Origin of the sequence: Frigidibacter sp. MR17.24, assembly GCF_037095655.1 — a bacterium.
GTDB lineage: Bacteria > Pseudomonadota > Alphaproteobacteria > Rhodobacterales > Rhodobacteraceae > Frigidibacter.
The window spans coordinates 92443-105000 of record NZ_JBAWKE010000003.1 but is presented as its reverse complement, the minus strand read 5'-3'; the positions used below and the strand labels follow the sequence as shown (position 1 = coordinate 105000).

General features: G+C 69.5%; 10 protein-coding genes. 3 read left to right on the top strand and 7 right to left on the bottom strand.

The window, feature by feature from the left end; all coding sequences use genetic code 11:
- Window positions 1-3 precede the first annotated feature (3 nt).
- From V8J39_RS12780 to V8J39_RS12760, 5 genes are all read right to left on the bottom strand, one after another.
- A complete protein-coding gene (locus tag V8J39_RS12780) occupies window positions 4-1296 on the bottom strand; it encodes an ABC transporter substrate-binding protein (RefSeq protein WP_336461305.1) in 1293 nt (430 codons plus the stop codon).
- A 35-nt stretch (window positions 1297-1331) separates the two neighbouring features.
- Window positions 1332-2159: a carbohydrate ABC transporter permease gene (locus V8J39_RS12775; RefSeq protein ID WP_336461304.1), complete on the bottom strand. Its 828-nt coding sequence runs from the start codon at window positions 2157-2159 to the stop codon at window positions 1332-1334.
- Entirely contained in the window at window positions 2159-3079 is a 921-nt protein-coding gene (locus V8J39_RS12770) for a carbohydrate ABC transporter permease (protein WP_336461303.1), read from the bottom strand. Before V8J39_RS12770 ends, V8J39_RS12775 begins: the two co-directional genes overlap by 1 nt.
- A complete protein-coding gene (locus tag V8J39_RS12765) occupies window positions 3076-4227 on the bottom strand; it encodes an ABC transporter ATP-binding protein (protein WP_336461302.1) in 1152 nt (383 codons plus the stop codon). Before V8J39_RS12765 ends, V8J39_RS12770 begins: the two co-directional genes overlap by 4 nt.
- 246 nt (window positions 4228-4473) lie before the next feature.
- The gene (locus V8J39_RS12760) at window positions 4474-5499 is read right to left on the bottom strand and encodes a substrate-binding domain-containing protein (RefSeq protein WP_336461301.1); all 1026 of its coding nucleotides are present in this window, start codon (window positions 5497-5499) and stop codon (window positions 4474-4476) included.
- Window positions 5500-5833: 334 nt separating this feature from the next.
- Here V8J39_RS12760 and V8J39_RS12755 point away from each other — a divergent pair, with 334 nt between their 5' ends.
- From V8J39_RS12755 to V8J39_RS12745, 3 genes are read left to right on the top strand one after another with little or no spacing between them, the layout of a single operon-like run.
- Entirely contained in the window at window positions 5834-6574 is a 741-nt protein-coding gene (locus tag V8J39_RS12755; protein WP_336461300.1) for a gluconate 2-dehydrogenase subunit 3 family protein, read from the top strand.
- 18 nt (window positions 6575-6592) lie between these two features.
- Window positions 6593-8362: a GMC family oxidoreductase gene (locus V8J39_RS12750; protein ID WP_336461299.1), complete on the top strand. Its 1770-nt coding sequence runs from the start codon at window positions 6593-6595 to the stop codon at window positions 8360-8362.
- Window positions 8363-8366: 4 nt separating this feature from the next.
- On the top strand, window positions 8367-9692 hold the full coding sequence (locus V8J39_RS12745; RefSeq protein ID WP_336461298.1) for a c-type cytochrome: 1326 nt from the start codon (window positions 8367-8369) through the stop codon (window positions 9690-9692).
- A gap of 147 nt (window positions 9693-9839) precedes the next feature.
- Here the strand turns inward: V8J39_RS12745 and iolB are convergent, their stop codons facing one another.
- Both iolB and iolD read right to left on the bottom strand, forming a co-directional pair.
- Window positions 9840-10631, bottom strand: coding sequence for a 5-deoxy-glucuronate isomerase (gene iolB, locus V8J39_RS12740; protein WP_336461297.1), 792 nt, complete (start codon window positions 10629-10631; stop codon window positions 9840-9842).
- Window positions 10632-10704: 73 nt separating this feature from the next.
- Window positions 10705-12534: a 3D-(3,5/4)-trihydroxycyclohexane-1,2-dione acylhydrolase (decyclizing) gene (gene iolD / locus V8J39_RS12735; RefSeq protein ID WP_336461296.1), complete on the bottom strand. Its 1830-nt coding sequence runs from the start codon at window positions 12532-12534 to the stop codon at window positions 10705-10707.
- Window positions 12535-12558 lie beyond the last annotated feature (24 nt).

Below are 12558 nucleotides of genomic sequence, written 5' to 3'. Positions count from 1 at the left end.
GTCTTACTGCATCAGCGCGTTGGTCTCGCGGACCAGCTGGGCGAGCCCGTCCTCGGGCGTGACCTCGCCGCGCATCACCGTGCCGATGATGTCGCGCTGGGTGCGCCAGATCCGCACCGAGTCACCGCCCGGGTAGCCGGCCCAGGGCAGCGAGCGGTCGGCCTGTTTCGACGCCGTCTCGACATTCGGGTGATCGGCGTAATAGGGCGCGAGATAGGCCGCGCCGGTCGCGTTCTTGTTGGTGGGCAGGTAGCCGGTGATGCGCACGATCACGTCCTGCGCCTCGGGCCCGGTGATCCACTTGAGGTAGGCCCAGGCGGCGTCCTGCTTGGCCGGGTCCTGCGTCAGCATCACGGCCGAGTTGCCGCCCGTCGGCACGCCGCCCTTCGCCTTGTCGTCGAGCGGGAAGGTCGCGGTGGCCAGCGGGAAGCGATCGCCCACCAGCCCCTCGATCGTCTGCACATGCGCCGGGGTCGAGACCATGAACCCGGTCTTGCCGGCGCCGAACTGCTGGCGAGCCTGGTCCCAGTCCAGCGTCGGCGCGCCGGCCTCCTCGGCCATCTGGCGGATCATCTTCATCGCGTTCAGGCCGATCTCGTTGTCGAAGGCGACCTTGCCCGTCGCCGCGTCGACGAGCGTGCCGCCCTGTTCGAAGATCAGCGCCTGCCACAGCCAGTCGTCGGGCCATCCCGAGATGTCATAGGCCATGCCGGCGATGTCGGGGTGCATCGCGTGGATCTTGGCGCCCAGCGCGATCAGTGCCGGCATCGTGTCGGGCATGTTCGCGGGATCGCCGCCGGCCTCGGTCACGAGATCGGCGTTGATGTAGAGGATCGGCGACGAGGCGTTGACCGGCAGGCCCCATTGCCGGCCGTCGATCTGGCCCAGCGCGGCCATGTTCGGCGTGTAGTTCGCATCGAGGAACGCCTGCCCGCCGTCCTTCTCGATGAAGGGGCCGAGATCGGTGATCTGGCCGCGCGGCTCCAGCGTGTGGACAAGCTCGGCCGTCAGGTTGTAGCCCGAGAAGTAGACGTCCGGCAGCTCGCCCGTCACCGCGGCGCGCAGCACCTGGGCCTGGCCCTCGGTGTAGTTGGCGGCGGGCGCGAGGAAGTTGATCTTCACGCCCGGGTTGGCCTTCTCGAACGCCTCGGCCAGCGGCTGGTGGAATTTGGTGAAGCCCGGCATGTTGTAAAGGACGTTCAGCGTGACGTCCGCGGCGAAGGCCGGGGCCGACAGCGCGGTCAGCGACAGGCCGGCGGCAAGGCCGGCCAGGATCGTGCGGCGGTTGGGGTGCATCGTGATCTCCGGAAACGGGGGGAAGGGGGACGGCGTCACTTGACGCCGGTCATGGTGATGCCCGCGACGAACTGCTTGCGGGCGGCAAGGAAGCACAGGACGATCGGGGCGGTGATCAGCGTGGCGCCGGCCATGAGCGCCCCGTAGTTCGCGCCGGTCTCGGCATCCGAGAAGAACAGCATCCCCAGCGGCGGCGGCGCGAGCTCGGTCCTCGTGACCACGATCATCGGCCAGTAGAGGTCGTTCCAGTGCGCCACGACCGAGAAGACCGCGAAGGCCGCGAGCGAGGGGAGCGAGCCGCGCAGCACCAGCCGCCAGCAGATTTCGAGTTCCGAGAAGCCGTCGAGCCGCGCGGCCTCGATGATCTCGTCGGGATAGGAGCGGAACGACTGGTGGAAGAGGAAGATCGCGAAGACCGACAGCAGGAACGGCGCCATCATCGCGAAATAGGTGTTGAGAAGCTGCGCCTTGGCGAGGCCGACGAACAGCGGCAGCGCCAGCGCCTGCATCGGCACGCAGAGCGCGGCGATCACCAGCGACAGCATCAGCCGCCGCCCCGGAAAGCGCAGCTTGGCCAGCGCATAGGCCGCCGGGACCGCCGTCAGCACCTGCACGATCAGGATGCCGCCGCAGACGATCACGCCGTTGAGCATGAACCGCGCCATCGGCACCGAGGTCGCGGCCTGGGTGAAATTCTCGATCCCCGCGAAGTGCTTCGGGACCGGCCAGAGCGATATGTCGAAGATCTCGGACGGCGAGCGGATCGCGGTCAGGATCATCCAGTAGAACGGCAGCAGCATGACCAGGGCGCCAAGGCCCAGCACAAGGTGGGGCAGCCAGCGGCGGGGCGAGAGGGCCGACATCAGTAGTGCACCTTCTTTTCCAGGTGCAGCGTCTGCCCGATCGACAGGACCAGCACGATCGCGAGGAAGATCAGCGTCAGCGCCGCGGCATAGCCGGTGTTGGAATAGTCGAAGCCCTCGAGATAGAGCGCATAGAGCAGCGTCTCGGACCCGGCGCGGCCCTTGGTCAGGACGGCCACCGTCTCGAACACCTTGAAGGCCGAGATCGAGGTGGTGACGGCCACGAACATCGTCGTCGGGCCCAGCATCGGCCAGGTGACCGTCAGGAAGCGGTCGACCGGGTGACGCGCGCCGTCAAGGCGCGCGGCCTCGGTCAGGTCCTTCGGGATCGCGGTCAGGCCGGCCAGGAACAGCACCATGTTGAAGCCGATGATCTGCCAGGTGCCGATCAGCGCCAGCGTCGGGATCAGCAGCGCGGGCGTTCCAAGGAACGACACCGGCGCCGCCCCCAGCCAGGTGATCGCGGCATTCACCGGCCCAAGGGTGGGGTGCAGCAGGAATTGCCAGACCGTCGCCATCGCGACCAGCGTGGCGGTGACGGGCAGGAAATACGCGATCTCCCACAGGGCGCGGCTGCGGCGGGTGCCGTGAACCAGCAGGGCCGCTCCCAGCGACAGGAAGATGCCGCAGGGGATGACGATCGCGGCATAAAGCGCGGTATTGCCAAGCGCGCGCAGGAAGACCGGGTCGCGGAAGGCCGCGGCGAAGTTCTTCAGGCCGACGAAGCTCCAGCGGAGCGCGCCCAGCTGGTAGTCGGTGACCGAGAAGCCGGCGAGCATCACCAGCGGCAGCAGGTAGATCACCACCAGCAGGACCGCGGCCGGCGCGGCAAAGGCCAGACCGCGGCGGATCATGCGCCGGGCCCGGGCGTCTCGCCGCGGTGCGGCATGGGGAATGGCGGCGGGAAATGCTGCGGTCATGCTGCGACCCCGGCGGCGCTGCGCAGCATTTTTCTGCACCCATCGGCATCGAAGAGATGCGCATGCTGCGCGGCGAAACCCAGCCTGACCCGCGCGCCGGCCGCCGGCGCGGGGCCGGCCGAGACCGGCTGGCGCAGGGTCGCGGTCAGGTCGGTGGCCGCGAGGATCGCGCAGGTGACAAAGCGGTCCGCGCCATGGGTCTCGCTGCGCAGGACCCGCGCGTCGAAGCCCGGCGCATCGCTTGCGGCAGCGATGCGCAGATCCTCGGCCCGCAGTCCCAGCGTCGCCGGACCCGGGCCCGGCGCGCGCAGCATCAGCGCCTGGCCGAAGGCCGAGAGATCGCCGCCGGCATCGGCCTCGACCGGGATCAGGTTGATCGTGGGCGCGCCGATGAAGCGGGCGACGGTGAGGTTGACGGGGGCGCGGTACAGCTCGTCCGGCGTGCCAAGCTGCTCGATCCGGCCGTCCGACATCAGCGCGATCCGGTCCGACATCGTCATCGCCTCGACCTGATCATGGGTGACATAGACGAAGGTGGCGCCCAGCCGCCGGTGCAGCGCGGCAAGCTCGTCGCGCATGTGCGCGCGCAGCTTGGCATCCAGGTTCGACAGCGGCTCGTCCATCAGGAAGGCCGCCGGCTGGCGCACCAGCGCCCGCGCCAGCGCCACCCGCTGCCGCTGGCCGCCCGACAGCTGCGCCGGCCGCCGGTCGAGCAGCGTCGCGATCTGCAGGGTCTCGGCCGCCTCTTCGACCGCGGCCGCGATGCGCGCGCGCAGGGCAGGCGGCGTCAGCAGCCGCCCGATCAGCGGCAGCCGCTGCGCCAGCCGCAGCTCGCGCATCCGCAGCGGGGTGGCGATGTTCTCGCGCACCGTCATGTGCGGGTAGAGCGCGTAGGACTGGAACACCATCGCGAGGTTCCGGTCGGTCGGATCGACCCCGGTCACGTCGGTGCCGCCGATCGCGACCTGGCCGCGGTCGGCGGTCTCGAGCCCGGCGATGATGCGCAGAAGCGTGGACTTGCCACAGCCCGACATGCCGACCAGCGACAGGAACTCGCCGGGCCGGATCGCGAGGTCGATGCCCTTGAGGACCTCGGTCGAGCCGAAGCCCTTGCCGATTCCGGACAGGGTCAGGGAATGTGGCGCCATCGATCGCTCCGTCGTCTCGTTCTGGCCGGAGCGTTTGCCCGCGAATGATCTCGGGCAGATCACGGTTTCCAGAAGGTTTCATGACGGGCGGGACGGCGCGGTCGCCCGCGCCGGGCGGGCGCCGTCGCGCGGACTGGACAAGACGCGGCGACTGCGGCGCCGTCAGCTGCGGCGCGGTACGCAGGGGGGCGGATCCGGGCAGGCGCCCGGACCGCACTGCCCCCGCCGGCGAGGGGGCGCCGGCCGTCAGACGTTTTCGGAAATCGCGATCTCGAACGGGACGATGTGCTGGATCGGCGGCCCGCCGGGGTGTTCCAGCGCGTCGACCATGGCCGAGACGGTGCGGTCGACCAGCCCCAGCGCCGGATGCGACAGCACCACGTCGACGGTGCCGTCCAGCAGCGCCGGGCGGATCGCGTCCGTCAGCTCGGTCCCGATCACCACCACATCCCGGCGGTCGCGCTTGCGGATCGCGGCGATGACGCCGTCGAGCCCGCCGCCGGCCACCATCAGCCCGGCAAGCTTCGGTTCGGCCGCCAGCAGCTCCAGCGTCAGCTGATAGGCGCGCTTGTCCTCTTCCATCGTGTGGCGGCTCGGCAGCACCTCGTGCGGCGCGCCGCTGTCGGCGAGGTACTGGCGAAAGCTCATCTCGTGCGCCTGCTGGCACAGGTAGCGGCCCGATCCGACCAGCATGCCGACGCGCCCGCCCTCGGGCCGCAGGCGCTGCATGAACCAGCCCGCCGTGCGGCCAAGCTGCCAGTCGCTCGCGCCGAGGAACCCGGTGCGCTGCGGGGCCGAGATGTCCGACATCAGCGAGAACACCGGCACGCCGGCCCGCGTCAGGTCCGACACGGCGAGGTTGACCAGCGGGTGGTCGACGAGGACCGCGGCGATCGCGTGGACCTCGCGCCCGAGCGCGCGCAGCGCCACGGCCGCCTCCTCGGGGTCGATGCTCTCGAGATAGCGCAGCACCGCGCGCCCGCGCATCAGCGACGAGGCCGCGGTCGCGCGCGACAGCCCTTCGCCGAGCTGGGCGTAGAGATTGCGCTCGCGCGCGTTCAGAAGGAAGCCCAGCGTGCGTTCCGGCGCATCCTCGGTCAGCTTGCCCCGGATCGCGCCGGTGGCGTGAAAGCCGATCCTCTCGGCGGTCTCGAGGACGTGTTCGACCGTCAGCCGCTTCACCGGACCGCGGCCGCTGAGAATCCTGTCGATGGTCGAGACGCTGACACCGGCGGCTTCCGCAAGGTCGGAGATGGTCTTTCGGCGTGCCATGAGGTCCTGATACGGTCAAATTGAGTGAACGACTGACGTATAATGACATGATCCGCCACTCGCCGTCGTGCGAGCTATTGCCGCATCCGGCCGGACCTCCTAACCGGATCGCATGCAGTGCCATACCGGATCAGTTTCGTGTTTGAGGCGGGCCGTTCCGGCCGGGCATCTTGCTGACCGCCACTCGACCTCGGCGCCGCCCTGAGCGGCCCCCGCGTCCCGGCAGACCACCACCACCCAATCCTCCCCTCCCCGATATCCAGACTGCGGTGCCGCCGCGGACCGATGGCGCATGCCCGGTTGCCGGCGGCTCCCTCTCCAGAAGGACCTCCCCATGAACCGAAGAGAGGCGCTCTTTTCGCTTGGCGCCGCGGCGACGGCGAGCGCGACGCTCGTCACCGCCGGCAAGGCCCAGGCCGAAGTGATCAAGGGCATTCCGGCCGCGACCGGGATCAGCCCCGATCACCTTCCCTCGCCCGTGCGCCGCGGCGGCGGCTTCCAGGTGCTGACGCGCGACACCGACCGCCAGACGCTGGCGGCGGTGTTCGACCGGCTGATCCCGTCGGATGCCAACGGCCCCTCGGCCACCGAGGCCGGCTGCATCGACTTCCTCGACGCGCAGCTCGCAGGCCCGTTCGGTTCGGGCGCGGCGCTGTATCTGGAAGGCCCGCTGAACCAGGAAAATGACGAGGCGATGATGGGTCAGCCTCAATTTCTTGCAACGCCGCGCGAGCGCTATGAAAGCGGTCTCGCGGCGCTGGAGGCCTATGCGCAGTCGACCGACGGCGTCGCCTTCGCGATCCTCTCGCCGAACCGGATCGACGAGATCCTGACCGGCCTCGAGGCCGGCGAGATCGAGCTGCCCGACGGCGTGAACGGCCAGGCCTTCTTCGAGCTGATGCTGCAGAACGCCCGCGAGGGCTATCTGGCCGACCCGCTCTATGGCGGCAACAAGGACATGGCCGGCTGGAAGATGATGGGCTTTCCGGGCGCGCGCTACGACTTCCGTCCCTACATCGAGCGCCGCGGCGAGGATCTGGGCCTGACCCCCGTCAGCCTGATCCCGAACGACTGACCCATAGGAGTATCTGACATGACAATCGAACGCCCGAGGGCGGATGTGGTCATCGTGGGTCTGGGCTGGGCCGGATCGGTGATGGCCGAGGAACTGACGCGCGCCGGCCTCGAGGTCGTCGCGATCGAGCGCGGCAAGTGGCGCGACACCTCGACGGACTTCCCGCCGGCGATCGCCGCGGACGAACTGCGCTGGCACACGCGCCGCGGCATGCTGCAGCCGATGAGCGTCGAGACGACGACCTTCCGCAACCGCGTCGGCCAGACCGCCGCGCCGGTGCGCAGCTGGTCGGCCTTCCAGTACGGCTGGGAAGTCGGCGGGGCCGGCACCCACTGGGCCGGCATGTCCTGGCGCTTCCTGCCCTGGGACTTCCAGGCCGCGACGATGACGCGCGAACGCTATGGCGCGGCCAAGCTCGAGGGCCTGCAGGTGCAGGACTGGGGCGTGACCTACGAGGAGATGGAGCCCTATTACGACCGCTTCGAGCGGATCGCGGGCACCTCGGGCGCGGCCGGCAACCTGAACGGCGAGAGCCGCGCGGCGGGCAACATCTTCGAGGGGCCGCGCAAGCGCGACTATCCGACGCCGCCGCTGAAGGACACCCACTGGATGGCGACCTACCGCCAGACCGTGAGCGACATGGGCTATCACCCGTTCACGGTGCCCGCGGGCAACCTGAGCCAGGCCTATGTCAACCCGCTCGGCGTCGCGATGGGGCCCTGCACCTACTGCGGCTTCTGCGACTTCCACGGCTGCGGCAACTTCTCGAAATCCTCGCCGCAGGCTTGCATCCTGCCGGTGCTGATGCGGCGTCCGAACTTCACCGTCCTGACCGAGACCGAGGTGCTGCACGCCGTCAAGCATGACGACGGCAAGACCGCCAAGGGCGTGAAGTTCGTCACCAAGGATGGCGAAGAGGGCTTCCAGCCCGCCGACGTCGTCTGCATCACCGCCTACCAGATGGACAACGTCCGCCAGATGCTGCTGGGCGGGATCGGCACCCCCTACGACCCGCGCACGGGCGAGGGCACCGTGGGGCGCAACTACTCGTACCAGACCTGCTCGTCCGTGACCGGGTTCTTCCCGGGCCAGAAGATGAACCCGTTCATCGGCGCCGGCGCGCTGGCGGTGCAGATCGACGACTTCAACGGCGACAACTTCGACCACTCCGACCTCGACTTCATCGGCGGCGCGGGGATCATGGGCTTCTCGACCAACGGACGGCCGATCCAGAACATGAACGGTCTGCGCAAGGGCACCAAGCGCTGGGGCTCGGAGTGGAAGTCCGCGATCGGGCGCGACTACCAGGAAGCGGCGACGATCTTCTGCCAGGGCACGTCGATGCCGGTGCGCGACGCCTACATCGACCTCGATCCGACCTACAAGGATCGCCACGGCCAGCCGCTGATGCGCCTGACCTTCGACTGGAACCGCAACGACATCGCGATGACCAAGTTCACCACCGACCGGGCGCTGGAGATCATGCGCGAGGCCGGCGGCGAGGACATCATGATCGACAACCAGTCCGAGAAAAGCTGGAACCCCTACATGCAGCACTCGAGCCACACGATCGGTGGCGCGGTGATGGGGGCCGATCCGACCACCTCGGCGCTGAACCCGTTCCTGCAAAGCTGGGAGGTGCACAACGTCTTCGTCGTCGGCGCCTCGGCCTTCCCGAACAACGGTGGCTACAACCCGACCCTGACCGTGGGCGCCCTGGCCGTGCGGGCGGCGCAGGCGATCCACCAGACCTACGTGAACAACCCCGGCGCGCTGGTGGAGGGCTGAGACCATGGCCAACTGGAACAAGATCGGGCTCGGCCTTGGCGCCGTGGCCATCGTCGCCGTCGCGGCGGCGGGCACCTGGGCCTATACCACGCTCAACACCGGGCGCTCGGGCGTGGCCGATGACAAGGTCGCCCTCGCCGACCTAAGCGATGCCGATCCCGAGGCGGTCGCCCGCGGCGAATACGTGATGCGCAGCGGCGACTGCGTCGCCTGCCACACCGGCCAGGGCGCGGGCAATGCCGGCGCCTTCGCCGGCGGCTACGAGATCCACACGCCCTTCGGGACGCTCGTGGCCTCGAACATCACCCCCGACCGCGACACCGGCATCGGGTCGTGGACCGAGCGCGACTTCTTCGACGCGCTCCGCCACGGCCGGGGCGGGGACGGCATGCTCTACCCGGCGATGCCCTACACCGCCTATGCCAAGCTCAGCGATCAGGACATGCACGACCTGTGGGCCTACATGTCCACGGTCACGCCGGTGAAGAACGCGGTCGACGAGACCGCCGGCATGCCCTTCCCCTATAACATCCGGCTCGCCATGGCCGGGTGGAACATGCTGTTCTTCGACAACTCCGGCTTCGAACCCGTCGCCGGCGAGACCGAGGAATGGAACCGCGGCAAGTACCTTGTCGACGGGGCCGGCCACTGCTCGTCCTGCCACACCTCGCGCAACGGGCTGGGGGCGGAGATCGCCGCCACCTACCTGCAGGGCGCGGTGATCGACGGCTGGTTCGCGCCGGAACTCACCTCGAACCCGCACGTGGGTCTCGGCGGAAGCTCGGCCGAGGACGTGGCGCGCTATCTGACCACCGGCTCGGACGGCGTGGCCTTCGCCGCCGGCCCGATGGCCGAGGCCGTCGAGAACTCGACCCAGTACCTGACGCCGGAAGATGCCAAGGCGATCGGCACCTACCTCGTGTCGCTGCCCGGGTCGTCCAATCGCAAGCCGCAGCCAATGGGCGACGGCCCGGCGATGCAGCAGGCGGCGCTGGCCTACGAGGTCAACTGCTCGGCCTGCCACGGCCTGCAGGGCGAGGGGATCGAGGCGCTGGCCCCGGCCTTCGCCGGAAATCACGCGATCCAGTCCGACAACGTGACCTCGATCGCGGCGGCGGTGCTGCGCGGCGCCCGCGCCGTGCACACCGAGACGCTGCCGACCGCGGGCGGGATGCCGGCCTTCGGCTGGAAGTTCGACGACGCGCAGGTCGCGGGGCTTCTGGACTACATCCGCAACAGCTGGGGCAATGCCGCCGCCCCGGTGAATGCCGCGGACGTGGCCCGGATCCGCGCCGAGATGGGCGTCGACGCGAAGATCGCGACGAACTGATCCGCGCCCGGAGCCGAAAACAGGGATGCCGCCGCGAGCGATCGCGGCGGCATCTTCCGTTTCAGGGCCCCCTTCGCGCCGGCATCCTGCCCCCGGGAGGAACTGGGCAGGATGCCGGCAGGGCTGACGCCGGGGAGGGCTCGGCGGTCAGAGGTGGCGAACGTGGTCGGCGGCGACGAAGCGCCACTTGCGCAGCGGGCCGGCCATCACGTTCAGATAGTACATCTCGAACCCATGCGGGGCGCCGCAGGGATGGTGGCCGCGCGGCACGCAGACCACGTCGCCGTCATGCACCGCCATCGTCTCGTTCAGCTGCAGATCGTCGGTATAGACGCGCTGGATGCCGAAGCCGTCGGCGGGGTTCAGGCGGTGATAGTAGGTCTCCTCGAGATAGGTGATCCGCGGGAAGTCGTCCTCGTCATGGCGGTGGCTCGGGTAGGACGACCAGTTGCCGGCCGGGGTGAAGACCTCGGTCACCAGCAGGCTGTCGCAGTAATCCTCGTTTTCCATGGCGATGTTGTTGATGAAGCGGGTGTTCGGCCCCTCTCCGCGCTGGGTCAGGGTGATGCCCTCGGGTCCGATCCGGCGGGGCGCGTGGCCGCCGTGGCCGGGGGCCGAGCAGACGGCGATCGTGCAGTCGGTCGTCGCCGTCGCCTGCCAGTCGCTGCCGTCGGGCAGATACAGGCAATGCGGCGGCGTCTTCTCGAACACCGACATCCGGTCGCCGAGCACGCCCCAGTCCTGCCCGGCACCGGTGAGCGCGGCCTTGCCCTCGACCATCACCAGGATCACCTCGCGCGCCCCGGTCGTCTCGGCCACCGTCTCGCCCGCGCGCAGGCGATAGAGCGAGAAGCCGACGAAGCGCCAGCCGGCCGAGGCGGGGGTGATCTCGTGCACCTTGCCATGGGTGCCGAAGGGGCGGTGAAGAAGCGGGCTCATCGAAGCCTCCTGCAAGTGTCGTCCGGGGGCGGCGGCGAGGTCTGCCCCGCCGCCGCCGGTCGGTTGAAGACGGTCAGTTGAAGACGCGCTGGGTCGCGTGCATCGCGCCGTAGCGGGCGCGCGCGGCCTCGAGCCGGTCGGGCCCGCCCACCTGCGGCACCGCCACGTCCCACCAGTGCCCGCCCGCGTCGGTGCCCGGCACCGCGGTGGTGTCGATCACGATGACCGAGGGGATGTCGCGCGACCGCGCCGCCACGATCTTGGCCTCGAGATCGGCGATGTCGGTGGCCTTCTCGGCATGGGCCCCCATCGAGCCGGCATGGGCGACGAAGTCGATCTCGGGCTGCACCTCGACGAGGCTGTCCTTGTACATGTTGTTGAACTCGGCGCCGCCGCATTCGATCTGCAGCCGGTTGATGCAGCCGTAGCCGCGGTTGTCGGTCAGCACGATGGTGAAGGGCACGCGCCGCATCACCGCCGTCGCCAGTTCCGAGTTCGCCATCATGTAGCTGCCGTCGCCGACGAAGCAGATCACCTCTTTCTCGGGGGCGGCAAGCTTGATGCCCATCGCGCCCGCGACCTCGTAGCCCATGCAGGAGAAGCCGTATTCCATGTGGTAGCCGCCCCGGGCCGCCTGCCACAGCACCTGCAGCGCCCCCGGCATGGTGCCGGCCGCGCACATCGCGACGCTCGCCTCGGTCGAGACGCGCTGCACCGCGCCGATCACCTGCGCGTCGGTCGGCAGACCCTTCATCCCCGGACGGGCGGTCACCGCGCGCACGCGGTCGTGCCAGCCGTCGCGCGCGGCGGCGTCATGCCAGTCGAAGCGCAGATCGCCCAAGGCCGCGCCAAGCTTCTCCAGCACCACCTTCGCGTCGCCCACGCAGGGGATCGCGCCGTGCTTCATCGCGTCGTAGCCCGCGAGGTTGACCGAGATCAGCTTGCGGTCGGCGGCGGCGAAGACCGTCCAGCTGCCGGTGGTGAAATCCTGGAACCGGGTGCCGACGCCCAGGATCAGGTCGGCCTCGGCCGCCAGCCCGTTCGCGCAGGCCGAGCCGGTGACGCCGGGCGAGCCGAAGTTCAGCGGATCGGTCCACGACAGCCCGCCCTTGCCGGCCTGCGTTTCCACGAAGGGGATGTTGTGGCGGGTGGCGAAGGCCTGCAGCACGTCCTCGGCGCCCGAGTAGAGCACGCCGCCGCCCGAGACGATCAGCGGGCGTTTCGCGGCCCGGATCGCGGCCACAAGGTCGTCCAGTTCGCGCGGGTCGGGCTCGGGGCGGCGGATGCGCCAGACCTTGGGCTCGAAGAAGGCCTCTGGATAGTCGAAGGCCTCGGCCTGCACGTCCTGGCAGAAGGCGAGGCAGACGGGCCCGCAATTCGCCGGGTCGGTCATCGTGGCCATGGCGCGCGGCAGGCAGGTCAGCAGGTGTTCCGGCCGGGTGATGCGGTCGAAATAGCGCACCACCGGGCGGAAGCAGTCGTTGGCGCTGATCGTGCCGTCGTCGAAATCCTCGATCTGCTGCAGCACCGGGTCGGGGCGGCGGTTGGCGAAGACATCGCCGCAGATCATCAGGAGCGGCAGGCGGTTCACATGCGCAAGCGCCGCCGCCGTCACCAGGTTGGTGGACCCCGGCCCGATCGACGAGGTCACCGCATGGGCGCGGGTGCGCTTCTTCGTCTTGGCATAGGCGATGGCGGCATGGGCCATGGTCTGCTCGTTCTGGCCGCGCCAGGTCGGCAGCACGTCCTGGTAGCGGTGCAGCGCCTCGCCCACGCCCGCCACGTTGCCATGCCCGAAGATGGCCCAGACGCCCTCGATGAAGCGCTCGCCCTCTTCGGTCATCTGCACCGAGAGCCATTTCACCATCGCCTGAGCGGCCGTCAGCCGGATCGTTGCGGTCATCGTCTTCCTCCCGGACCCCGCGGG

What these genes read in the sequence shown, in the direction of transcription:
- V8J39_RS12780 (WP_336461305.1), bottom strand. Translation starts at nt 1,296, where the DNA reads ATGCACCCCAACCGCCGCACGATCCTGGCCGGCCTTGCCGCCGGCCTG.
- V8J39_RS12775 (WP_336461304.1), bottom strand. Translation starts at nt 2,159, where the DNA reads ATGTCGGCCCTCTCGCCCCGCCGCTGGCTGCCCCACCTTGTGCTGGGC.
- V8J39_RS12770 (WP_336461303.1), bottom strand. Translation starts at nt 3,079, where the DNA reads ATGACCGCAGCATTTCCCGCCGCCATTCCCCATGCCGCACCGCGGCGA.
- V8J39_RS12765 (WP_336461302.1), bottom strand. Translation starts at nt 4,227, where the DNA reads ATGGCGCCACATTCCCTGACCCTGTCCGGAATCGGCAAGGGCTTCGGC.
- V8J39_RS12760 (WP_336461301.1), bottom strand. Translation starts at nt 5,499, where the DNA reads ATGGCACGCCGAAAGACCATCTCCGACCTTGCGGAAGCCGCCGGTGTC.
- V8J39_RS12755 (WP_336461300.1), top strand. Translation starts at nt 5,834, where the DNA reads ATGAACCGAAGAGAGGCGCTCTTTTCGCTTGGCGCCGCGGCGACGGCG.
- V8J39_RS12750 (WP_336461299.1), top strand. Translation starts at nt 6,593, where the DNA reads ATGACAATCGAACGCCCGAGGGCGGATGTGGTCATCGTGGGTCTGGGC.
- V8J39_RS12745 (WP_336461298.1), top strand. Translation starts at nt 8,367, where the DNA reads ATGGCCAACTGGAACAAGATCGGGCTCGGCCTTGGCGCCGTGGCCATC.
- iolB (WP_336461297.1), bottom strand. Translation starts at nt 10,631, where the DNA reads ATGAGCCCGCTTCTTCACCGCCCCTTCGGCACCCATGGCAAGGTGCAC.
- iolD (WP_336461296.1), bottom strand. Translation starts at nt 12,534, where the DNA reads ATGACCGCAACGATCCGGCTGACGGCCGCTCAGGCGATGGTGAAATGG.